Source organism: Cryobacterium sp. TMT2-18-2, assembly GCF_004402245.1.
Classification (GTDB): Bacteria; Actinomycetota; Actinomycetes; order Actinomycetales; family Microbacteriaceae; genus Cryobacterium; species Cryobacterium sandaracinum.
In genome coordinates this window covers 37,541-59,332 of record NZ_SOFU01000029.1, presented here as the reverse complement: position 1 = coordinate 59,332, position 21,792 = coordinate 37,541, and the positions used below count along the sequence as shown (strand labels likewise).

The window sequence follows — 21,792 nt, the reverse complement described above, 5'->3', positions numbered from 1 at the left end:
ACACCGCAGGTATGACAACAGCACGCGCGACCACCGCGCTCCCCCACGCCGGCGACCGACGGATGCGCGCAGCCCGCACCACGCTGATCCTGATCGGCACGTCCGGGCTCCTCTTCGGCCTCTACGTTCTATTCGACACAGTGCGGATCACCCGACTGCCCGGGGTGGCGCTTTGGATCGGCGCGGCGATCGTACTGCACGACGCCGTGCTGGCGCCCCTGGTCTTCTTCTGCGGCCTTCTGCTGCGCCGCGCGGGGCGCCGCGTCACGGGCACGATCGTGCTGGTCGTGCAGGCCGCCATCGTGGTCGGCTCGATCATGACGCTGATCGTGGTGCCCGCGATCGTCGCCCGGTCGCTCACCTCGAACAATCCGAGCATCCTTCCGCTCGACTACGGGCGGAACCTCGCTCTGTTCTGGGTGGCCGTCGCCCTGGTCGCGACGGTTTGGTCGGTCGTGCTCTACGCGCGCAGCAGGCGCGCGAACCAGCGGCCGTCCAGCCGCCAGTCCTGAGTCACGACCAGGCCGGCCGCTCCGGCACGGTCGCGGAGGCCGTCAATGCCGATTTCCGCCCAGGGGAACACGGCGCTGCGGCTCCCGGTTGAATCCTCGATGGTGCCGAGGTAGCTGTCGTCCCGGGCCGGGTCGTGGCTGAGTTCGACCAGGAGCACGCCGTCCGGCGCCAGCAGTTCGGTGCACCGCGTGAGCAGAGCGGATGCGTCGCCACCGATTCCGATGTTGCCGTCGACGAGTAGGGCGGCCGCCCAGGCACCCTCCAGTGGCAGAGGGTCGAAGACGCTGCCCTGCAACACGTCGAGGCCGGCGTCGGCGGCCATGCGCACGGCTGTCGCCGACACGTCGAGGCCGAGCGCGGTCATCCCCAGCCCCATGGCCGCCCGCACCATGCGGCCGGGACCGCAGCCGATGTCGAGCACCGGGCCGGTGATCCCGTCGAGCAGGCACAGGTCGGTGTCGTCGGCGTCGGCGCTCCACCGGCCGGCGTCGATGGTGGCGTGCTCGCCGGAGGACGCCCGGCGCAGGTAGAGCACGTTGTCGGCGTTGCGCAGCGCGGCGGCATAGGGCTCCGCGCCGCCTGCACCGAAGGTGGTGGGTTCGGCCCACTCGCCCTCGAGTTGTGCGGCCAGCAGCGTCATCGGAGATTGTCCGTCGGGCTCGGCGGCATCAGGGCGGCCAGGGCCGCGGCGAATCTGCCGGTGGGCGCGATCCCCGCCACCCGGTGGGCGTCGTCGATGGTGTCCACGTCGGTGAGGGTAGGCAGCAAATTCACGCGCAGCCCGGCATCCGTCAGCCGTTTCAGCTGCACGGCGCCAGTGTCGTCCCGGGACATCGGTACGCCGCGGATCAGATCGCCGGTCGGGTCGTTCAGGGCGAGTGCCCAGAAGCCGCCGTCGTTCGCGAAGCCGAACCAGGCATCCACGTCGTCGGTCCAGTCGGTGAAGACGGGTTCGAGCAGGGCGGAGGTGATCTGCGGGGTGTCCATGCCGACCAGCAGCATGGGACCCTCGCAGGCGTCGAACACGGCCGCGAGCCGCAAGTCGAGGGTGCCCTCCACCTGCGGCAGGATCTCGTAGCCGGCGGCTGCGTTCGGCGCAACCACGCCGTCGAAGGCCAGGATGCGGCGGGTCGCGGGCAGGGCGGCGACCGCGGCGAGGGTGTCGTCGAGGCTGGCCGCCGCCAGCTCGGCGGCCTGCTCGAGGCTCAGCGGCGGGTGCAGCCGGGTTTTCACCCGACCGGGTAGGCATTCCTTGGCGATCACGACGATGGTCGTCATCGGCGCGTCTCCCGGAGGAGGGCGGACATGTCGTTGACCGCGGTCAGGGTGCCGCGCACGGTTCCGGTCACCTTGCTGCGGCCGACCCGGGGCGAATACGTCGTGTCGACCTCGAGGATGCGCCAGTTCGCCGACGCCGCTTTCAGGAACATCTCCAGCGGATACCCGCTGCGGCGATCCTGGAGATTGAGGTTCAGCACGGATTCGCGGCGCGCGGCGCGCATGGGGCCGAGGTCATGGATGTTCACCCCTGTTATTCGGCGCAGACGCCAGGACAGACTGGAATTGGCGAGGCGCGCGTGCAGCGGCCAGGATTTAGCGGTCGCGGGCCGGCGGCGGCCGAGCACCAGGTCGGCGGATCCGGCCCGCACGGGGTCCACCAAAAGCGGCAGTTCGGCCGGGTCCATCGACGCGTCGGCATCGCAGAAGGCGACGATCGGCGCGGTGGCCGCCAGGAGGCCCGCGTGAGCGGCGGCGCCGAAGCCGCGGCGGGCCTCGTGCACCACCAGGGCGCCTGCCGTGGCGGCGATCTCGGCCGATCCGTCGGTCGAGCCGTTGTCGACGACGATGGCCCGATACCCCTCCGGGAGGCGCGACAGCACCCAGGACAGGGCGCCGGCTTCGTTCAGGCATGGCAGCACGAGGTCCACCTGGATCACAGTCATGGGTCGACACTAAGGGGGCCGGCCCCGCCGAAACGGCCAAAGAGATTACGGAGTGAGGAAGAAACGGTGTCGCCTGCGCCGGCCCGGCACACCCGGTGCCCGCCGCTCTATCCTGAACTCGTGCCACTTTCCCTGCCCCCGGGCGATTTGCGCCCGCTACCGCCCCTCGAGCGCCGCATCCTCGTCGTCGACGACGACCCGACGGTGTCCGAGATCGTCTGCCGGTACCTGCGGGCGTCCGGGTTCGTGGTCGACGAGGCCGCGGACGGGCTGGACGGGCTCACGAAAGCCGAACAGCTGCGGCCGGACCTGGTCGTGCTCGACCGGATGCTGCCACTCCTGGACGGAATCGAGGTGTGCCGGCGCATCCGCGGGGACTGGGAGATCCCGGTGATCATGTTGACCGCCCTCAACCAGGAGGAGGACCGCATCGACGGCCTCGAGGCCGGCGCCGACGACTACCTGACCAAACCGTTCTCCCCGCGCGAGCTCGTGCTGCGGGTGCAGTCGGTGCTGCGCCGGAGCACGGCGCCCGCCGTGCCGGCCGGGCTGGTCTCGGCCGGCGACTTCGCCTTGGACGCGCAGGCGCACGAGGTGCGGCTGCGCGGCGAGCCGCTGGTGCTCACCGCGCGGGAATTCGACCTGCTGGCCTACCTGATCGGGCGTCCGCACACCGTGCTCAGCCGGGAGGACCTGCTTCGTTCGGTCTGGGGCTGGGAGTTCGGCGACCTGTCCACGGTGACGGTGCACGTACGCCGGCTGCGGGAGAAGATCGAGGCTGACCCGGCGCAGCCCCGGCTGCTGAACACGGTCTGGGGGGTCGGTTACCGGTTCGACCCGGTCCCGCTGGCTCTCACGGGGCGGCAATCATGACACCGGAGGTGCTGCTCACCGTCTCCGTATTCACGCTGGCCTGCGCGGTGGTCGTCGGCGGCGCCGGCCTGCTCACCCTGCGCCTGCTCTCCCGCACCTCCCTCGTACTGCAGCTGATGGTGATCGCCCTCGCCACGGTGGTGTCGGTCGTCGGCGGGATGGCGGCGGTCGCCTCGCAGATGTACGTCTCCCGGCACGACCTCTCGGTCTTCTACTCCGTGGCCAGTGTCGCCGGCCTGGTGTCGCTGGCCATGGCCGCGGTGCTCGGCCGTCAGCTCGCCCGGGACAGCCGCTCCCTGCGCTCGGCCGCGGCCAGCATCGGGCGCGGCGAACGGGTCGCGGCGACCGACCGGCATAGCAACAACGAGTTCACGACGCTGGCCGGGGAGCTGGCTGCGACCGGGGAACGCCTCGCCGAATCCCGCGTCCGCGAGAATCAGATCGAGGAGTCACGGCGCGAGCTGATCGCCTGGATCTCCCATGACCTGCGCACGCCGCTCGCGGGCATCCGTGCCATGGCCGAAGCCCTCGAAGACGGCATGGTCGAGGACCCGGAACGGTACTACACGCAGATGCGCGGGCAGGTGGACCGGCTCACGGGTATGGTCGACGACCTCTTCGAGCTGTCGAAGATCCACTCCGGCACCCTGCGCCTGAGGCTGCAGCCGGTCTCGCTCTACGACCTGATCAGCGACACCGTCGCCGGACTCTGGCCGATCGCCCAGGGCAAGTCGATCGACCTGCGATTCGCCGGAGAGACGGGGCTGACCATTCTCGCGGACCCGCGCGAACTGTCCCGGGTGGTCGGCAACCTCGTCATGAACGCCATCCAGCATTCGCCGGCCGGCAGCTCGATCGTGGTCTCGGTCACGGCCAGCACCGGATCGGGTGCCGGTGCCACCGACCATGCCGAGATCTCGGTGACGGATGCCGCTGGCGGCATCCCCGAGCAGGACCTCAGCCGGGTCTTCGAAGCCGGCTGGCGGGCGAGCGGTCCGCGCACCCCGGCGGCCGAACCGTTGGGCACCGGCGGCGCTGGCCTCGGCCTGGCCATCGTGCAGGGGATCGTGCGGGCGCACCACGGCGAAGTGCGGGTGCGGAACGTGCCCGGCGGGTGCCGGTTCGAGGTGCTGTTGCCGCGGCATCCGATCGCTACGGGCTGATCCGCGCCGGACGCCCCGAACGAATTCGACGGAGATTTTGCCCATAAACCCTGTTTTCGGCCTCAAACCGACTCTTTTTGGCAAAATCTCCGTCGAATTGGTTCATACCGGGGCTACCGGGTGACGGCGGCGCGCAGGGGCGCGTTCGCGAAAGCGCGCATGCCCTCCTCGAATGAAATGCTGGGTGCCCAGTCCAGTTCGCGGCGGAGTCGCCCCGAGGAGGCCGTGATGTGGCGCACATCGCCGAGCCGGAATTGCCCGGTGACGACGGGGGTCGGTCCGTCGGTGGCCACGCTGAGGGCCGCGGCCATCTCGCCGATGGTGTGCACGACGCCGCTGCCCACGTTGAAGGGGCGGAAAGTGGACGGCTCGATGCCGGCGGTCCAGTCGAGCGCGGCGAGGTTGGCCGAAGCGACGTCGGCGACGTGCACGAAATCGCGACGCTGGCCGCCGTCTTCGTAGACCCGTGGGGCCTCGCCGCGTTCCAGCGCCGAGCGGAACAGCGACGCGACACCCGCGTAGGGCGTGTTCTGCGGCATCCCCGGCCCGTAGACGTTGTGGTAGCGGAGCGCCGCGGCCCGGCCGCCGGTGGCGCGCGCCCACGCCGACGCGAGGTATTCCTGTCCCAGCTTGGTGCTCGCGTAGACGTTGCGCGGGTCGAGCGGGTCGTCCTCGGAGATGAGCTGCGGCTCGAGGGCCTCACCGGTTGCCTCATCGACGGGGTCGAACACGCCTCGCAGCAGATCGGCCTCGCGGCGCGGTCCCGGACGCGTGAAACCCTCCGGGCCGCGGTAGCTTCCCTCCCCGTAGACCACCATTGAGGAGGCCAGCACGAACCGGTTGATCCCGGCCTCGGTCATCGCCGCGAGCAGAACGGCCGTGCCGACCTCGTTGCTGTGCACATAGTCGGGGGCGTCGGCGAAGTCCACGCCGAGGCCGACCTTCGCGGCCTGGTGACAGACGGCATCCGTGTCGCGGAGAGCGAGCGCGACGACGGATGCGTCGGTCACGTCGCCGACGAGCACGTCAACACCGTCCGGAAGCACCGGGAGTCCACCGTGCACGTCACTGCGAAGGGAGTCGAGCACCCGTACCTGCCAGCCGCGGGCGAGCGCGTCCCGGACGATCGCGCCGCCGATGAAACCGGCACCACCCGTGACGAGCAGGCGCCGGGTCACGCGTCGGCTCCGGCCGGCGCGGCTGGGGCTGGGGCTGGGGCTGGGGCTGGGGCTGGGGCACGGGCAGGTGCAGGTCGACGATCGAGCACCACGCCGACCTGCCCGGGGGCGATCAGCTCGCGCGGGGCGAAATTCTCGGGCAGGGCACGCAGGATACCGTCGATCGCGGCCAGGATCCGCGGCTGGGCGGCCCGGAGACGCGTGAAGACCAGGCTGGCGGAAACGGTATCCGGGTCGGCCTCGGCCCGAGGTGTGTCGATCTGAGCGGTGTCGGTCTGAACGGTGGGCACCGGGGCCAGGCCTGCGTCGGCATCGGTGACGAAGGAGAGATTGACCGTGCCCATGTTGAGTTCGGCGGCCAGGACGACCTCCGGGTACTGCGTCATGTTGACGGTGTGCGCTCCCGCGGCGCGGAACCAGAGCGATTCCGCCCGGGTGGAGAACCGCGGGCCCTGAATCACGACGCAGGTGCCGGTGGGTGCGAAGTTCTCCTCCAGCGCCGCGAGCGCGCCGATCGCGAGGCGGCGCAACTCCGGATCGAACGGGTCGGCTGCGGCCAGGTGCGCGACCGTGCCCTGGTCGTAGAAGGTGTCGGCACGGCCCGAGGTGCGGTCGATGAACTGGTCGGTCACCACCAGCATCCCCGGCGGGTATGCGGGGCTGACGCCGCCGACGGCCGAGGAAGAGATGATGGCCTTCACGCCCAGCGACGCGAGCGCCCAGATGTTGGCCCGATAGTTGATCAGGTGCGGCGCCACCGAATGGTCGCCGCCGTGCCGGGTCAGGAAGGCGACCCGCCGGCCGGCCCGCAGTCCGATGGTGATCGACGCCGAGGGAGGACCATAGGGCGTGATGATGTCGACGGATGTCTCGGTGCCGGCGTCGAAGAGCCGGTACAGTCCGGACCCGCCGATGACGGCGACGCTCACGGCAACGCCCTCGTCGGTGGTGCTGGTGGTGGTGCTGGTGGTCTCGATCACGGGATCTCCAGAGGTTGGAAGACGGCTAGCGGGGGTAGACCCGGATCGGGGCCGCCAGTGGCCCGGCCTGGCTCAGTGGGAATGCCGCGAGCAGCCCGTCGCCCGCGTAGGCCACCGAAGCCACGCTCGAGGTGCCGCCGGACACGAGGTAGCGCTGCGACTGCTCCAACGGCATCGTGGCCGAGCCGCCGGCCGGCACCGTCACTGTGCTGGATGCGCCATTGTCGGGGGTGGCCGTGTAGGTGGCGTCGACGGTGCCCGTGTTGACCAGGTTGAGTTGCGGGGACGGGCCGTCGGCGACGGCCACCAGGAACTCGTCGGCGAGGGCGTCGGACGATGCGAACCAGGCGAAGTCGCGGCCTGCGGAACCCGCCGCGGAACTCTGCGCCGCGGCCACAATCGGCTCGCTGGCGGTCAGTTCCAGCGAGTAGGTTCCGGGAACGAGCCCGGTCAGGGGCACCTCGGTGGCAACCCCCGGCTGGATGTCGACCTGGACTGAGGCCCCGGCCGCCTGGCCGGTCGCACCGGTCACACCGACCTGGACCGTCGCCGCCTCCGTTCCGGGCACAAGCACCCGCACCGAGGTGACGTCGTCACTGAGGCCGCCGACCTCGTCGGGGGCATCCGATCCGGCCGCGTTGGAGACGATCACGCCGGCGATGGCCACGGCCTCGGCAGGGCCGTTGGAGGGACCGAGGAGGTCGACGCCGCCGGGTTCCAGCCCGCGCACGATGCTCTGCTGCAGCGTGGCCGCCACCTGGCCGCCCTTGGATTGCACGTGCAGCACGGGTGAGCGGAGGTTGGGGGCCAGTCCGGCGAGGGAAACGACCCGCTGGGTGCCCGGCTGCACGAGGATTCCGGTGGAGCCGGGGGCATCCACCTGCCCGGTCTCGCCGAACACGGCCAGGTCGACGGTGGCGACGACCGTGGTGGGGTTGCTGAGCAGCACGAGGCTGGTGCGGCCGATGTCGGTGGAACCGCCGACGAGCCAGCTATCACCGGCCGCCTCCCCGCAGCCCGCGACGGCCAGGCCACCGAGTGATTCGCCGCCCGCGATCTGGGACTGGCTGCCCGTGACCAGCGGTGCCGCCCCCGACCCGGGCGGGGTCGGAACGCGCAGCAACTGCGGTGCGCCGAACGATTCGGTGTTCGCGTTGTCCGGGGCCGCGATGGCTGTAACCTCCGGTTCGATCCACCCCGGCTCGCCCGACGCCGCATGGGCGCCGAAGACGGCTGCAGCGCTTCCGACGGAACTGGTGGCCTGTGCCTGGCTGGAATCCTCGGCCAGCACGAGGAGAGGCCCCGGGCAGACTCGTTGCTGCTCGCTCGGATTCGGCGACACGATGATGGACGACGGCCCCTTCTCAAACGTGGGCCAGGTGACGAGGGTTGCCGCGCCGACGGATGCGACGACGACGCCGAGACCGACCAATCCGGCCACCGCCCGCGCCCCGAACAGGACGATTCCGCGTTTACTGGGCATGGTCGTGTTCCTCCGAACGGGCGCCGATTTCCGTGTCAGGTCCGGAATCGGGTCCGGTACCGGAATCGACGTCCGGTGACGTTCCTGGGACGGCTTCAGTCGACGTGACCGGTGCGGCTGTGGCGGGGGCGCCCGCCGCCGCGGGCGTGACGGCGCGCTCGGCGGAGGGCCGGAAGCCGGGCGCGGGCTTCCTGCGGGCCGCCGCCTTGGCGATGCGCTTGTTTTCCCTGGTGCGGGCCTTCGCCGTGTTGCGGATGGCGTCCCGGCTGGCCTGGCGCACCGCCTCCGGCCCCGCGCCGGTGGGGATGGACAAAAGCACGGTGGCGCCGACCACGAGCGCGGCGATGACGAGGAACACCAGACCGAGGGTGCCGCCGGCGTTGGCCGGGATGGCGCCGTTGGCCGCGGTGGGGACCGGGGCATCCGTCACCTCGTGCTGCCAGAGCCGGCCGAAGACCGTGTCTCCCACCGGCGCCAGGGCGGCGTTGCCGTCGAGGGCGGTCGTGGTGCGGCCGGCGGTCTCTTCCGCCGCGGGGGTGACCGGCGCCGTGTTTCCGGGACCGGTCGGTGCGACGGCGGCCGGTCGAAGCAGCACAAAACGGATGCCGAAGTCGGCCAGGCCGGCCGCGGCATCGAGCCCGCTGCGGGAGGCGAGGTTTCCGGCCAAAGTGGCCAGCTCCTCCTCCCGCGGACTGAGAGTCACGTCGGTGCTGCTGAGGGTGGACTGGGTGTTCAGGGTGGCGCCGGGACCGCGCACGATGGTCGCGAGGATGCCGCCGTCGGGTTGCGGCACGATCTGCAGGGTGCCGACCCGGGCATCCGTCTGCGCCTCGGCGCTGACGAACGCGGGTTGGGTGCGGTCGATGCCCTCGGCCACGACACTGGTGCCGAGGGGCAGGGCCGCGACCAGCGGCGCCACCACGATCACGAGCAGGGCGACCACGGTGACCGCCGGTGCGATGGCGAAGCGGCGCATGCCGCGCAGGGCGAAGACGACCGCGCCGACCAGTCCGAGCCAGTACAGGCTGAGCCCGGCGCCGGCCCAGATACCGACCGACTGGCCGCCGACCGAGGAGAGGGAGAGCTGGCTGGCGGCGACGGCCGTGCCCGCGCCGAGCAGGGCGGTCAGCAGCGCGAAGCTCGCGCCGCGGGCCCCAGGCAGGAAGAGGGCAAGGGCGCCGAGTGCGGCCAGCGGGACCAGGAGCACCGGCACGAGCACGAACGCGTCGACACCGGGCAGCCCGAGCGTCTCGAGCAGCGGGGTCCACCCGCCGAGCTCACCGGACGGGAAGCCGAGCAACAGCTGCCACACCGAGACGTCGGTGGCGGGCAGAGGCAGGCCCGGGTCCGCCAGCAGGGCCAGCCAGTTGCCGCGCAGTCCCTGATTCCAGATCAGAGGTGCCGCGAGGGCGAGCGCCGCCAGAGGGATGCCGATGAACCGCATACCGCTGCGCCCACTGAGCAGCATGGCGATCAGCCAGACCACCAGGAGCGCGGGCGCGAGCGACGGAGCCGCAGCCACGATGGCGGCGAACAGCAGGGCCGCGGAGCCGGACGCCGACCACGAGCGGGCGGCCATGAACCCGGCGAAGAACAGCCACGGCAGCAGCAGGTGCACGAGGATCGCAGCCGGACGCCCGGCAGCGAGGGCGCTGAGGAAGGTGGGCGACAGCATCCAGAGCACGGCGGCGATGGCGCGAATGGACGCGCGCTCGGAGAGGCGGGTTGCGGCAAGCCAGGCGCCGAGGGCGGCCAGCGGCAGGGCGAGGAAGTGGAGCAGGACGAGCGAGAAGGACGGCGCCCAGAAGGTGAGCGAGCCCAGCACCGCTAACACCGTGGCGAATGGGTCGGCGCCGCCGACAAAGCCCAGGCCGATGTCACGCCAGCCGTAGCCGATGCTCCCCCAGAGTTCGGCGGGGGTGTCCGCCAGTGGCAGCAGCCCGCCGCCGATGAGGGTGCGGGCGCCGATCAGCGGGCCCAGGACGATGAGGCCGGCCACCAGGGCGGCCAACACGGTCCACGCGCCGCCGCCGGAGATGAAGCGGATTTCGGGCACCTCGCCGTTCACACTGGTGAGGCTGGCCTCACGGCGGAGCGCCTGGCGGCGACGCACCTCGACGGTGGGCACACGCAGCGAGGCGATCGATGCCCAGCCCAGGGCGCGGGTGGCGCCGAAGCGGCGCCGGGCAGCACTTACCCGCAGACCGCTGAAAGCCGCGGCAAACGCGGCAGAGTACTCACCCAGAATCGCCCCGGGTTCCTTCTGCAGCAGCTGCCCGAACGAGCGCAGCACCGCGAGGGGAACCAGGGCCAGCCAGTGCAGAGGGATCATCCAGCGCGGGGAGTAGACAAGCCGGCGATGCAGCTGCGCGGCGCGCATGGCACGGAGGCGCTTGCGGCGCGCGCGGCCGCGGGAGGAGCCGCTGGTGCCGGCAACGCCGTCTCCGGCTGAGGCCACCTGAGCCGCGGCGACGCCGGAGACACGGTAGCCGGCCATCCGCACGCGCACACAGAAATCGAGGGAGTCGTCCGCGGACGGCAGGGCCGGGTCGAAGCCGCCGAGCTGCTGCCAGACAAGGTGGCGCACCAGCATGCCGCCGGCGCTCACACCGAGCACGTCCCCCATGCCGTCGTGCTGGCCCTGGTCGAGTTCGCTCTCCACCAGGGTGACGGTCGCACCGCCGGGCGTCAGGGACTGCCCGAATTCGTGAATGTAGTCGCCGGCGTCCCAGTCCATGACCTTGGGACCGGCCACGGCAACGGATGGCGCAATCTCCAGTTCGCCGAGCAGGGCCGCCAGCGCGCCGGGTTCCGGAGCACTGTCCTGGGCGAGGAGCCACAGCATTTCGCTGTCGGACTCGGCGGGGGCGATGACCCTCTCGGCCGTGGCGATGGCCTCGCCGAAGCTGAGTCCGGCATCCGCTGAGATGAAGTGAGTCGGTGCGTAGGCAGCCAGAAGCGCCGCCGTCGTGTCGGTCGATCCGCAGTCGACCGTGATCACAACGTCGGGTTGACGTGTCTGGCGACTCAGCGCCTCGAGAGTGCGTTCGAGGTGCTTGGCGCCGTTACGGGCAACGAGGATGGCGGTGACTCTGGCATGCATATGGAGATCAGCCTAGGTCGGATCGGGCCCGATGAGGAGCAATGGGAGGGGCGAGCCTGAAAAACACTGTCTCGCCTCCGGTGTCGCAGCCGGCGTCGGGTCCGGATCCGCATGCCGTGGGTCGTTTTACGGCCCGTCTGAGGCCTAGCTGGCCCGCTTGCGCAGTTTGCGCCGTTCCCGCTCGGACAGGCCGCCCCAGATTCCGAACCGCTCGTCGTTGGCGAGCGCGTATTGGAGGCACTGGGTTTTCACCTCGCACGAGGAGCAGATCTTCTTGGCATCGCGGGTCGACCCACCCTTTTCGGGGAAGAACGCCTCCGGATCGGTCTGCGCGCAGAGCGAGTCCGATTGCCACGACAGAAGATCGCCGTCGCCCGCTTCCTTGCGAACACCGGGAACACCCAGACGGACCGGGTCAATGAACCAGTCCTCCGGTACCCCGGCACGAGACTCTGATAGCGCCATATCGTCATCCACCCCACTGCAAAATGTGCCCAAAATTACGCGTCAGGACTAATTACAGCCGTGTAATTCCTCGCCGTCAAGTCGCTGATACTAAACCCTCGATATTTGCTGGAGGGTTTCGACTCGCCCAAGAGCGAAAATCGGTGGGATTTGATTGGTCACAACGCTGAGACGGATGCCGCCTGCCGCGATTCCCAGGCGCTCTGCACCATTTGCTCCAGGCTGTGGCGCATGGCCCAGTCCAGATCGCGCGCCGCGAGTTCGCCGGAGGCGACGATCCGGTCGGGGTCCCCCGCACGGCGCGGACCGATCACGGGCGTGAAGTCGATGCCGGTGACGGCCGCCACGGTGGACATGATCTGCCCCACCGACACTCCGTCGCCGCTGCCGAGGTTGTAGACGGGAAGCACCGGCTCGCCGGCGTCCAGGTGGCGGGCCGCAGCCACGTGCGAGAGGGCCAGGTCTGCCACGTGGATGTAGTCCCGCACGCACGTTCCGTCGGCGGTGGCGTAGTCGTCGCCGTTGATGCTCGGGATGCGGCCCTCCATCAGCGCGTCGAAGACGAGGGGGAAGAGGTTGTGCGGGCTGGTATCGCGCAGGTCGAGCGCTCCGGACCCGACCACGTTGAAGTAGCGCAGCGCCGTGTAGCGCAGCCCGGCAGCGACGGCCTGATCGCGCAGCAACCATTCGCCGATCAGTTTGGACTCACCGTAGGGAGATTCGGGGTTCTTCGGGGTGTCCTCGGTGACCAGGTCGGTGTGCGGGGTGCCGTAGACGGCCGCGCTCGAGGAGAACACCATCCGTTCGACCTCGCACGCCTGCATGACCGACAGCAGGGTGGCCATGGCCGTGACATTCTGCTCGTAGGTGTGCAGCGGGCGCTGCACCGAGACCCCGGCATACTTGTAGCCCGCGACGTGCACGACGCCGGTCACGGCGTGCTCGGCGAAGGTGCGCATCAGCAGCTCTCGGTCGAGGAGGGTGCCGCGCACAAACGGCACGTCGGCAGGCACGAATTCAGCGTGCCCGCTGGAGAGGTCGTCGATGACGACCACCTCGATGCCCTCCTTCAGGAACGCACGAACGATGTGGGAACCGATGTATCCGGCACCTCCGGTGACAAGCCACGCCATCTGAACCTCGCAAGATCTGACGGCAATCGAGCACTGCCGCTCTGCAAGCCTAGCCTCGGTGGCGGAGGCTGCTGCTGGTCGATCAGCGCGGCAGCTCGTCGGGGCGGGTCGCCCGGGTGCCCGGCGCGGCTCGCCGCTGCCCGGCGCGAGTTCCCGGACGAATTCGACGGAGATTTTGCCTCACCACCCCCATAACTGGAGTTTTCAAGCCTAAATTCGCAAAATCTCCGTCGAATTCGTTCGGCCCGCAGGGTGGCGGACGCGGGGGGCGGGCAGGGTCGGGCAACGGATGGGGCCGTGATTGCGACGCGCGCGGGTGCGCCAGGCGGCTCGACCGCGAGCTGGGCGGGTGCGCGCCGCGGCGCAGGGGCGACAACTGATGCGGGGGCCGGGAACCGACCCGGGCCCTAACCGAGACGGCGGCGAGCCCGCATCATCCGCTCGTGGAACGGCGGAAACGCAGCCGACGGCTCGCGGAGGTAGTCGTACTCCAGCGCCGTGACCATCGCCCGCACACACAACCCCCACTGTTTGCGAAGGAGCGCGTAGCTGAACCTCAGGGTGCGCCCGTTCTGGCTTGCAACAAGCAGATCACGTTCCCGGTCGACCTCGAAGGCGATCGGATCGTCATGCCAGTCCTTCCCATCGATCTCGACGAAGGTCGACGGCCCGATCTGGCCATCGAGATGCCCGACCCCGCTGACGAACGGTTGCGGAACGAAGGGGATGCCCGCGGCCAGGGCCTTGAGCCGGAATTCCGTTTCCCCACCCGCGGCGGCGCGTCCGTCGACCTCGTCGCGCCAGGACTGAACCCGCAGCGGCGCGCGGGCGAAGATCCAGCCCAGGTCGTCGAGAATAATCCCGACGCCGTTTTCCTGGGCGCTGTGCAACGCGGCATCCAGACACACGATTGCGGTGACCCGGTCGTGGTTGTTCAGAATGTGCACCAGGGCCTCGTGCACGCTGGTACGCCACACGCAGTCGCCCCGTCCGCCGATCGCGTCGTCGCTCCACGTCACGCGACACCGCACACCGTCGAGCACATCCAGCCGTGCGCGCATGTCCGTCGGGCGCCGCAACCCGCGCGCGGCGCTGGGGACGCTGACGTGGAGCCTGCCGGTGGTTGGGGTCCAGATCCCGTAGGACTTCAGGCAGCTCAATCCGGCCAGCCGGCCTCCGATCCGGAACGCCTCGACGGCCGACGGCGGCGCCGACGGAACCGAGTACCAGCCCTTGCGCACTCGCATGACCGTTCCCCGGTTGACCTCGCCGCGGAGGTGCCCATCGCTCCAGCCTCGGGCGCGGAGTGCGGCGCGCTTGACGAAGAGTCCGTGGTCGAGGATGTCCCTGGTTAGTGAGCGCATGGCCCGCAGCCTTGCAGCGGAGTCGAACACGCGCCGCGGCATCCGTCACCTTGGGGATAACGCGCCGCCCCCACCGGGTGGGGGGGCACCGTTTCCCGCCCGGACGCTCCCGATCAGACCGCCCCAGCACCTCCGCGCTGCTGCGCGGAAGGGCGACCGCGAACGAATTCGACGGAGATTTTGCTCCGAACAGCGCACAAACCTGCAAATAGCGGGTTCGAGCGCAAAATCTCCGTCGAATTGGTGGGGAGCCAGGGCTAGGGGGTCGTGGCCAGAAAAACCTCGCCGACGCCGGCAAACGTGAGCGTGCCTTCATCGGGCGTGATGTAGACGGACTCGCCGCGCTTGAGGGCGACGGATGCCCCCGCGCCGGCCACCAGAAATCCCCCGGCCGTGCAGATGGCGATCGCGGGCCCCGTCAGCGTGAACTGCCGCATCGGCACTCCCGTGCGAGAACCCGCACCCGCATCCGCGGCTTCCGCCGCGATGTGCACGAGCACGAAGTCGTCGACGTCGGGTCGGTACTCCGAGACGCCCGGAGACGACAGCACGGGCGGAAGGTACGGCACGGGCAGCGGTGTGAAATCGAGCACCTCGAGCAGTTCGTCGACGTCAATGTGCTTGGGGCTCAGCCCGCCGCGCAGCACGTTGTCCGAGGCGGCCATCAGCTCCACACCGAGGCCGGACAGGTACGCGTGGATGTTCCCGGCAGGCAGGTAGAGCACCTCGCCTCGGCGCAGCGACACCCGGTTCGTCAGCAGCGAGATCACGATGCCGGGATCCCCCGGGTAGGCGCGGGCCAGGTCCCGCACGGTGGCGAGTTCGAGCGGGTAGTCGAGTATCGCGCCGCTCTCGGCCAAGTCGGCCGCGCTGACGGCGAGGGCAACCACCCGCTCGACCAGCCAGGCCACCTCGCCGGAATCGCCGCCGCGGCCGTCGCGCAACAGCCAGTCGACGCAGTCGCGCAGGGCGTCGTCGCCGAGCAGGTGCCGCTCGAGCGCATCGAGCGCGCCGGGCTGCGGGTCGTCCGAGGCCACGTCGAGGGCGCGCAGCTCGCCCAGGATGCCGCGGATCTCGGCCGGCTCGCGGAACCCGCAGAGGGCCTCGAAGGTGTCGCTCAGGGCGAAGATCACCTCGGGCTTATGGAACGGGTCGCGGTAGTTGCGGTCCGCCGCATCCTGCGGAATACCGGCCGCGTTCTCCAGGCCGAAGCCGATCCGTGCCCGATCCGCGGTCGGGTGCGCCTGCAGCGAGAGCGGCCCCGCGGCGGCGAGGATCTTCAGGAGATACGGCAACCGCGGAGCAGCGGGCGCGGCGAGCGCGGCGCCGAGGGCCTCCTCCGGGGCTGCGTGGATCCAGTCCAGGAGGGTGTGGTGGCCGCCGACCTGCTCGGGGTCAATGATGACGCTCGGCGATCCCGGGTGTGCGCCCAGCCAGAGTTCGGCCTCGGCAGTGCCCGACGGATCGTAACCGAGCAGACCCGCGATGGCGGTGGTCGAACCCCAGGCATAGTGCCGCGGCGAATTGGTGATGCCCACAAACATGGCGCTCTCCTGCACTCTTCGGTTTAGACCAAACTACCAACCGCCTGCGGCGTGCCGGTTCCGCGACCGTAGGCTGCGAACATCCGCCGACCGCCGCACGCCGGCCGTCGCCACCCCCTGCAATGGAGCACCTGATGACCTTCGAGCTACTGTCCAGCGACTTCTACGGCTACGAGAATCTGCTGACCGATCAAGAGAAGACCGCGCTCGCCAATCTGCGCGCCTACCTCGAGTCGGACGTTCGGCCCATCGTGAACGGATGCTGGGAGCGCGCCGAGTTCCCGGCCGAGGTCATCCGGCCGTTGGCGGCGCTCGGGGCCTACTCCTTCGGCTGGCCCGAGACCCGGCCCTTCCCGAACTCCGCGGTGTTCCGCGGCTTCGTGGCCCTGGAGACGGCGCGCGTGGACGCATCCGTCGCCACGTTCGTCGGGGTGCAGAACGGCCTCGCCTGCGGAACCATCTCGGCGACCGGCTCGCCGGAGCAACGCGACGAGTGGCTGCCGCGCCTGGCGAGCGGGGAGCTCGTGGGGGCATTCGGGCTGACCGAGCCGCTCTCCGGCTCGGACGCGGCGCAGGGACTGCGCACGACGGCCACCCGCACCGGCGACATGTGGCTTCTGAACGGCGCCAAACGCTGGATCGGCAACGCCACCTTCTCCGACATCACCATCATCTGGGCGAAAGACACCGCCGACGGCATGGTCAAGGGTTTCATCGTGACCACCGACACCCCCGGCTACAGTGCCACCCGGATCGAGGGCAAGATCAGCCTGCGCTCGGTGCAGAACGCCGACATCGTGCTCGAGAACGTGGTCGTGCCCGAAAAGAACCGGCTGCAGAACGCGAACTCGTTCAAGGACACCGCGAAGGTTCTGCGCCTGACCCGCGCCGAGGTGGCCTGGGCGGCCGTGGGAACGTCGATCGGCGCCTACGAGGCGGCCGTCGCGTACGCGAAGGAGCGCACGCAGTTCGGCAAGGAGATCGGCGGCCATCAGCTGGTGCAGGACCTGCTGGTGAAGTCGCTCGGCAACATCACCGCCAGCCTGGGCATGGTCGTGCGGGTCTCGCAGATGCTCGACGAGGGCAGCCAGCGCGACGAGCACGCCGCCCTGGCCAAGCTGTACACGACGGCACGGATGCGCGAAACGGTAGCCTGGTGCCGCGAACTCTTCGGCGGCAACGGCATCGTGCTCGATTACGACGTGGCCCGCTTCTTCGCCGACGCCGAGGCCGTCTACTCCTACGAGGGCACCCGGGAGATGAACACCCTGATCGTGGGGCGCAGCATCACCGGCCAGGCGGCCTTCGTCTAGCCGGGGCGGCTACGCCAGCGTCAGGAAGAGCTTCTCCAACTCCTCGACGGTGAGGGAGTTCTCCCCCTGCGGGTTGTCGAGGCACTCGCGCATCGCCGTGGAGACGATGACGAAACCGGCCTTGTCGAGGGCGCTGGATACGGCGGCAAGCTGAGTGACGACATCCTTGCAGCTGCCGCCGGCCTCGACGGCGGTGATGACCGCCGCGAGCTGGCCCTGGGCCCGGCGCAACCGGTTGAGGATCTTCTTCTGGTTCTGTTCCCCAGCGACGTCGGCAGCAGCGACGTCGGCAGCGGTAGCGGTGATTTCGGTCATGCCGGAATCCTTTCAGACTTGGCGGCGATGACGGGCATCAGGCCGAGAGCGGTTTCGCCGGCGATCCAGGTGCGGTAGCCGCCGTCGAGGTTCTGCACGTCCAACCCGTTCTGGCTCAGGATGCGTGCGGCCGTGTGCCCGCGCTGGCCCACCTGGCAGTGCACGATCACAGGTGCGTCGGGCAGCTCGGCCAGGCGGTCCCGCAGTTCGTCCACCGGAACGTTGATCGCGCCGGGAATGTTCCCGGCGGCGAACTCCGCCACCGAGCGCACATCCACGAGCACCGCGCCCGCGGCCCGGGCGGCGGCCAGCTCGTGCCACTGCAGCGCACGCGTCGTTCCCGCGGCAAGGTTGTCGGCGACATAGCCGAGCTGGTTGATCGGGTCCTTCGCCGACGCGTACTGCGGCGCGTATGCCAGCTCGAGGCGGGTGAGAGCGGATGCCGTCAGTCCGCCGGTCATCGCCGTCGCCAGGATGTCGATGCGCTTGTCGACGCCGCTGCCGCCGACGATCTGGGCGCCGAGGATGGCATCCGTCGCCGGGTCGATCAGGAGCTTTATCGACATGCCCTCGGCGCCGGGGTAGTAAGTGGCGTGCGACGCCGGGTGGGTGTGCACGACGCGGTGCGCGCGGCCGCGCTGCACGAGACGCTTCTCGCTCCAGCCGACCATGGCCACCGTCAGGCCGAAGATGCCGAGGATGGCGGTTCCGAGCACCGGGGAGGCCGACGCGGGCTCGCCGGCAATGCTGTCGGCGGCCGCCCGGCCGTGCCGGTTGGCGAGGCCGGCCATGGTGATCAGGATGCCGCTGTTGTCGACGGCGTCGATCTTCTCGACGCCGTCGCCGACCGCGTAGATCGACGGGTCGTTGGTCTGCTGACTGCCATCGACGGCGATGCCGCCGCTCGCGCCGATCGTGATGCCCGCTCGGGCGGCGAGCGAGGTGTCGGGGAGCACCCCGACGGAGTCGATGACGAGGTCGGCCGGAACGACGGATCCGTCGCTGAGCTTGACTCCCGCGTCGACGGCGGCGGCGACGGTCGTGTTCAGGCGTACGTCAACGCCCCGCAGCAGCAGCTCGTCGAAGATCGGCGCGGCCATCTCGGCGTCGAAGGGCCCGAAGACCTGGGAGCCGAACTCGACCAGGGTCACGTGCACACCGCGGCGAACGAGGTTTTCGACGGCCTCCAGGCCGATGAACCCGGCGCCGATGACGACGGCGGAGGCCTGACCCGTGATACCGGCCAGCAGAGCGGTGATGTGGTCGACGTCGTCGACCGTGCGCAGGGTGCGAGTGGCGAGGCCGGCCGGGGTGATCCCGGTTCGGGGCGTCGCCCCGGCAGCCAGGATGAGGCGGTCGTACGTCTCGGTGGTCTCGGCGCCGGTCTGTGTTTGGCGCACGGAGACCGTCTTCGCTTCCCGGTCGATCGCCGTGACCTCGTGGTCGACGCGCACGTCGAGGCGGAAGCGGGCCCCGAGGGATGCCGGGGTCTGGAGCAGGAGGTTGCTGCGGTCCGTGATCACGCCGCCCACGTAATAGGGAAGTCCGCAGTTTGCGAACGAGACATAGTGGCCGCGTTCAAATATGATGATGTCTGCCGTCTCGTCCAGCCGACGCAACCGCGTCGCCGCCGACATTCCGCCCGCAACTCCACCAACAATGATCGTTTTCATTCGAACCTCCGGGATAAGTATACCCCAGGGGGTATAGAAAATGATCGGTGACCGCCCCGGCACACTCTAGCCTTAGACACATGCCCGCCGTCCAGAGCCGATTCGTCGTTCGAACCTTCGCGACGCTCGTCTTTTTCTCCGTCCTGGCCGGCCAGTTCTGGCGCAGTGTGTTCGGCTGGTGGGGCTACGGCGCGATCGCGCTGATCGTCGTCGTGAGCAGCGTCGTCGCCCTCGTGAAGTTGAACCCGGACTGGATGTGGTCGCGGTTCCCGAAATCGCTCATCGCCTTCCTCGGTCTGGCCACCCTGTCGCTGGCCTGGTCGTTCTACCTCGGCGCCTCCCTGATCGGGGTCACCCTGCAGTGGGCAACCACGCTGGCCGCGCTGTTCCTCGCCCTGTGCCTGAGTTGGGCCGAGCTGCTGCGCACGCTCGCCGCCGCACTGCGCTGGATCCTCGCCCTGTCCCTCGCCTTCGAGCTCATCGTCGCCCTGTTCGTGCGGCAGGCCCTGCTCCCTTTCTGGGTCGACTACGGCACCCGCAACGTGCCGGAGTCGTACTACTGGACCCGCGGCATCCTGTTCCAGGGCGGCCCGATCGAGGGCATCGTCGCCAACCGCAACCTGCTCGGATTCGTGGCGCTGATCGCCGTGATCGTCTTCGCCGTGCAGCTCGCCGCCGGCACCGTGAGCCGCAACTGGGGCCTGGCGTGGCTGGGCCTCGCGGTGCTCATGCTGCTGCTGACCCGGTCCGCGACCGTGACGCTTGCCGCCGCCGCCGTCGCCCTGGCACTGCTTTTCGCCCTCTGGGCCCGCCGCCGGCCCCCCGAGGGGCGCCGGCCGGTGTACCTGGTGGCCGCGGCATCCGTGGTCGTCGGCGGTGTCGGCCTGGTGGCCCTCACGCCGCAGCTCCTCGCCCTGCTCGGCAAATCCGCCGACCTCACCGGCCGCCTCGACATCTGGCGCAGCGTGGCCGGGCTGGCCGCCGAGCGCCCGGTGTTCGGCTGGGGCTGGGTGAGCTACTGGGCCCCCTGGGTCGAACCCTTCGAGGGTCTCGCCGTGCGCCGCGGCGTCGTCTACCTTCAGGCGCACAACGCCTGGCTCGACGTCTGGCTTCAGCTGGGCGTCCTCGGGCTGATCGTCTTCGCCGCCGCCGTTTTCTCCACGCTGTGGCGCTGCTGGTTCCTCGCGGTCGACCGACCCAGGCGCGCCCTCGCCGACACGGAACCCTACGCGGCCTCCGCCCTGCTCCCGCTGCTGCTCCTGGTAGCCCTGATCGCCCAGAGCCTGGCCGAAAGCCGCATCCTGATCGAGTCCGGCTGGCTGTTGCTGGTCGTGCTCGCCGTGATCACGAAGCGACAGCAGGCAACCAATCAACGGATGCCGTAGGCGGTAGCGTGGGAACGTCATGACCTACCGCGCGTATCCCCCCGGCGTGCCGGACCAGTTCACACGGCTGTTCGCCTCCCCCAAGTTCGCCTCCTCGCTGGCGTTGGTCATCATCGGCTTCGCCTTTTCGACCACTGCCCTGCGCGCCGTGATCGGCCCGCCCGGCGTCGTCGGCATTCTCGTGGGCCTCGTCGTGCTGGCCGCGTTCTCGCTCACCGCCCGCTGGGCCGGCGTCGACTGGCACGGGCTCCTGCCGATCTCGATCATGGTCTTCGTGGGCTGGTGTGCCCTGTCGGTGCTGTGGTCCAGCTACCCGCTGCACACCCTCAGCGCCTCGCTTTACCAGCTCGCCTTCACCTTTTTGGCCATCTACATCGCCCTGGCCCGCGACACCATCCAGGTCGTGCGCGCCACTGGCGACGTGCTGCGGGTGCTGCTCGGAGTGTCCCTGGCTCTGGAAGTGCTCTCCGGCCTGCTGCTCGACACGCCCTTCGTCTTCCTCGGCATCCAGGGCAACATCGACTCTTTCGGGCCCGTGCAGGGCCTCTTCGGCTCTCGCAACGTGTTCGGGTTGGTCTCGCTGATCGCGGCGGTCACTTTCGCGGTCGAGCTGCGGTCCCGGTCGGTGCGGCGCGGGCTCGGCATCGGCTCCATCGCCCTGGCCGTGTTCGGCCTGCTACTCACCCGCTCCCCCGTCATCCTCGTGGTGGCCCTGTTCGTGGGCCTCGCCGCGCTGGCCTTGATCTGGCTGCGCGCCACGCCCGTCGCGAACCGGTGGCTGCTGCAGATCGGGCTGCTCGGCGGCACCGTCGTGGCCGGCATCATCGCGGTTGCGGCCCGCGCGCGCATCACCGACCAGCTGAACGCGGGCAGCGAGTTCGAGGCCCGCACCACACTCTGGAGCGAAATCTGGCGTCTGGCCATGCTGAACCCGCTCGAGGGCTGGGGCTGGGCCGGTCTCTGGCCCGTCGACGTCACGCCCTACGGCTGGCTCAGCTTCGTCACCGGGCGCCCGCAGGCCTCCGCGCTGAACGCGTTCCTCGACGTCTACTTCCAGGTCGGCCTGGTCGGCCTCCTCTCGTTCCTCGCGCTCGTGATGCTCGCCTTCTGGCGGTCGTGGCTGCTCGCCTCGGACAAGCGCTCGATGGTCTACGTCTGGTCGCCGCTGGTGCTGGTGACCCTGCTGGTCACCTCGGCGGCCGAAAGCACCGTGCTGGTCGACTTCGGCTGGCTGCTGCTGCTGATCTGCGCCGTGAAAGCCGCGCAGGGCAAGAGCTGGCGCAGCCTGTTGCAGCCCACGCCGCACCGGCAGCCGGAGTAGCGGTCGCCGGGAGCCGACCCGAGCAAGGGCCGAGCCCGCGCCG

19 protein-coding genes are annotated in these 21,792 nt (G+C 69.9%); 6 read left to right on the top strand and 13 right to left on the bottom strand.

Going from position 1 to position 21,792, the window contains the following annotated elements:
• Positions 1-11: 11 nt before the first annotated feature.
• On the top strand, positions 12-512 hold the full coding sequence (locus E3O22_RS09605) for a hypothetical protein (RefSeq protein WP_134394062.1): 501 nt from the start codon (positions 12-14) through the stop codon (positions 510-512).
• On the opposite strand, the gene E3O22_RS09600 is transcribed toward E3O22_RS09605, so the two are convergent.
• From E3O22_RS09600 to E3O22_RS09590, 3 genes are read right to left on the bottom strand one after another with little or no spacing between them, the layout of a single operon-like run.
• A complete protein-coding gene (locus E3O22_RS09600) occupies positions 461-1,153 on the bottom strand; it encodes a bifunctional 2-polyprenyl-6-hydroxyphenol methylase/3-demethylubiquinol 3-O-methyltransferase UbiG (RefSeq protein WP_134394063.1) in 693 nt (230 codons plus the stop codon). The two genes, E3O22_RS09605 and E3O22_RS09600, sit on opposite strands and share 52 nt — an antisense overlap.
• A complete protein-coding gene (locus tag E3O22_RS09595) occupies positions 1,150-1,791 on the bottom strand; it encodes a DUF2064 domain-containing protein (RefSeq protein ID WP_134394064.1) in 642 nt (213 codons plus the stop codon). Before E3O22_RS09595 ends, E3O22_RS09600 begins: the two co-directional genes overlap by 4 nt.
• Positions 1,788-2,456, bottom strand: a complete 669-nt coding sequence (locus E3O22_RS09590) for a glycosyltransferase family 2 protein (protein ID WP_134394065.1) — start codon at positions 2,454-2,456, stop codon at positions 1,788-1,790. The genes E3O22_RS09595 and E3O22_RS09590 overlap by 4 nt, the downstream gene beginning before the upstream one ends.
• Before the next feature lie 120 nt (positions 2,457-2,576).
• Between E3O22_RS09590 and E3O22_RS09585 the strand changes: the two genes are divergently transcribed.
• Together E3O22_RS09585 and E3O22_RS09580 are read left to right on the top strand one after the other, a co-directional pair.
• Positions 2,577-3,329, top strand: a complete 753-nt coding sequence (locus E3O22_RS09585; RefSeq protein ID WP_241973349.1) for a response regulator transcription factor — start codon at positions 2,577-2,579, stop codon at positions 3,327-3,329.
• Entirely contained in the window at positions 3,326-4,492 is a 1,167-nt protein-coding gene (locus E3O22_RS09580; protein WP_134394066.1) for a cell wall metabolism sensor histidine kinase WalK, read from the top strand. The genes E3O22_RS09585 and E3O22_RS09580 overlap by 4 nt, the downstream gene beginning before the upstream one ends.
• Before the next feature lie 113 nt (positions 4,493-4,605).
• Here E3O22_RS09580 and E3O22_RS09575 read toward each other — a convergent pair whose 3' ends face one another.
• The 8 genes from E3O22_RS09575 to manA all read right to left on the bottom strand — a co-directional run bounded on the left by E3O22_RS09575 (position 4,606) and on the right by manA (position 15,742).
• Entirely contained in the window at positions 4,606-5,670 is a 1,065-nt protein-coding gene (locus E3O22_RS09575) for an NAD(P)-dependent oxidoreductase (RefSeq protein ID WP_134394067.1), read from the bottom strand.
• Positions 5,667-6,650, bottom strand: a complete 984-nt coding sequence (locus E3O22_RS09570) for an MTAP family purine nucleoside phosphorylase (RefSeq protein WP_241976601.1) — start codon at positions 6,648-6,650, stop codon at positions 5,667-5,669. Before E3O22_RS09570 ends, E3O22_RS09575 begins: the two co-directional genes overlap by 4 nt.
• 25 nt (positions 6,651-6,675) lie before the next feature.
• On the bottom strand, positions 6,676-8,133 hold the full coding sequence (locus E3O22_RS09565; protein ID WP_134394068.1) for a DUF5719 family protein: 1,458 nt from the start codon (positions 8,131-8,133) through the stop codon (positions 6,676-6,678).
• Positions 8,123-11,236 (bottom strand): glycosyltransferase, encoded by a 3,114-nt coding sequence (locus E3O22_RS09560; protein WP_134394069.1) that lies wholly within the window; start codon positions 11,234-11,236, stop codon positions 8,123-8,125. Before E3O22_RS09560 ends, E3O22_RS09565 begins: the two co-directional genes overlap by 11 nt.
• 144 nt (positions 11,237-11,380) lie before the next feature.
• Positions 11,381-11,701 (bottom strand): WhiB family transcriptional regulator, encoded by a 321-nt coding sequence (locus tag E3O22_RS09555; RefSeq protein ID WP_104100299.1) that lies wholly within the window; start codon positions 11,699-11,701, stop codon positions 11,381-11,383.
• A 158-nt stretch (positions 11,702-11,859) separates the two neighbouring features.
• The gene (gene galE / locus E3O22_RS09550) at positions 11,860-12,834 is read right to left on the bottom strand and encodes a UDP-glucose 4-epimerase GalE (protein WP_134394070.1); all 975 of its coding nucleotides are present in this window, start codon (positions 12,832-12,834) and stop codon (positions 11,860-11,862) included.
• A 407-nt stretch (positions 12,835-13,241) separates the two neighbouring features.
• Positions 13,242-14,198 (bottom strand): hypothetical protein, encoded by a 957-nt coding sequence (locus tag E3O22_RS09545; RefSeq protein WP_134394071.1) that lies wholly within the window; start codon positions 14,196-14,198, stop codon positions 13,242-13,244.
• A 257-nt stretch (positions 14,199-14,455) separates the two neighbouring features.
• Positions 14,456-15,742, bottom strand: a complete 1,287-nt coding sequence (manA, locus tag E3O22_RS09540) for a mannose-6-phosphate isomerase, class I (RefSeq protein WP_134394072.1) — start codon at positions 15,740-15,742, stop codon at positions 14,456-14,458.
• A 134-nt stretch (positions 15,743-15,876) separates the two neighbouring features.
• Here manA and E3O22_RS09535 point away from each other — a divergent pair, with 134 nt between their 5' ends.
• Entirely contained in the window at positions 15,877-17,055 is a 1,179-nt protein-coding gene (locus tag E3O22_RS09535; RefSeq protein WP_134394073.1) for an acyl-CoA dehydrogenase family protein, read from the top strand.
• A gap of 9 nt (positions 17,056-17,064) precedes the next feature.
• Here the strand turns inward: E3O22_RS09535 and E3O22_RS09530 are convergent, their stop codons facing one another.
• Positions 17,065-17,370 (bottom strand): metal-sensitive transcriptional regulator, encoded by a 306-nt coding sequence (locus tag E3O22_RS09530; RefSeq protein WP_104100304.1) that lies wholly within the window; start codon positions 17,368-17,370, stop codon positions 17,065-17,067.
• Positions 17,367-19,043: an FAD-dependent oxidoreductase gene (locus E3O22_RS09525; protein WP_134394074.1), complete on the bottom strand. Its 1,677-nt coding sequence runs from the start codon at positions 19,041-19,043 to the stop codon at positions 17,367-17,369. The genes E3O22_RS09530 and E3O22_RS09525 overlap by 4 nt, the downstream gene beginning before the upstream one ends.
• Before the next feature lie 80 nt (positions 19,044-19,123).
• Between E3O22_RS09525 and E3O22_RS09520 the strand changes: the two genes are divergently transcribed.
• The gene (locus tag E3O22_RS09520) at positions 19,124-20,428 is read left to right on the top strand and encodes an O-antigen ligase (protein ID WP_134394075.1); all 1,305 of its coding nucleotides are present in this window, start codon (positions 19,124-19,126) and stop codon (positions 20,426-20,428) included.
• A gap of 19 nt (positions 20,429-20,447) precedes the next feature.
• Complete coding sequence (locus tag E3O22_RS09515; RefSeq protein ID WP_134394076.1) at positions 20,448-21,749, top strand: O-antigen ligase; 1,302 nt, start codon at positions 20,448-20,450, stop codon at positions 21,747-21,749.
• The last annotated feature ends 43 nt before the right edge of the window (positions 21,750-21,792 follow it).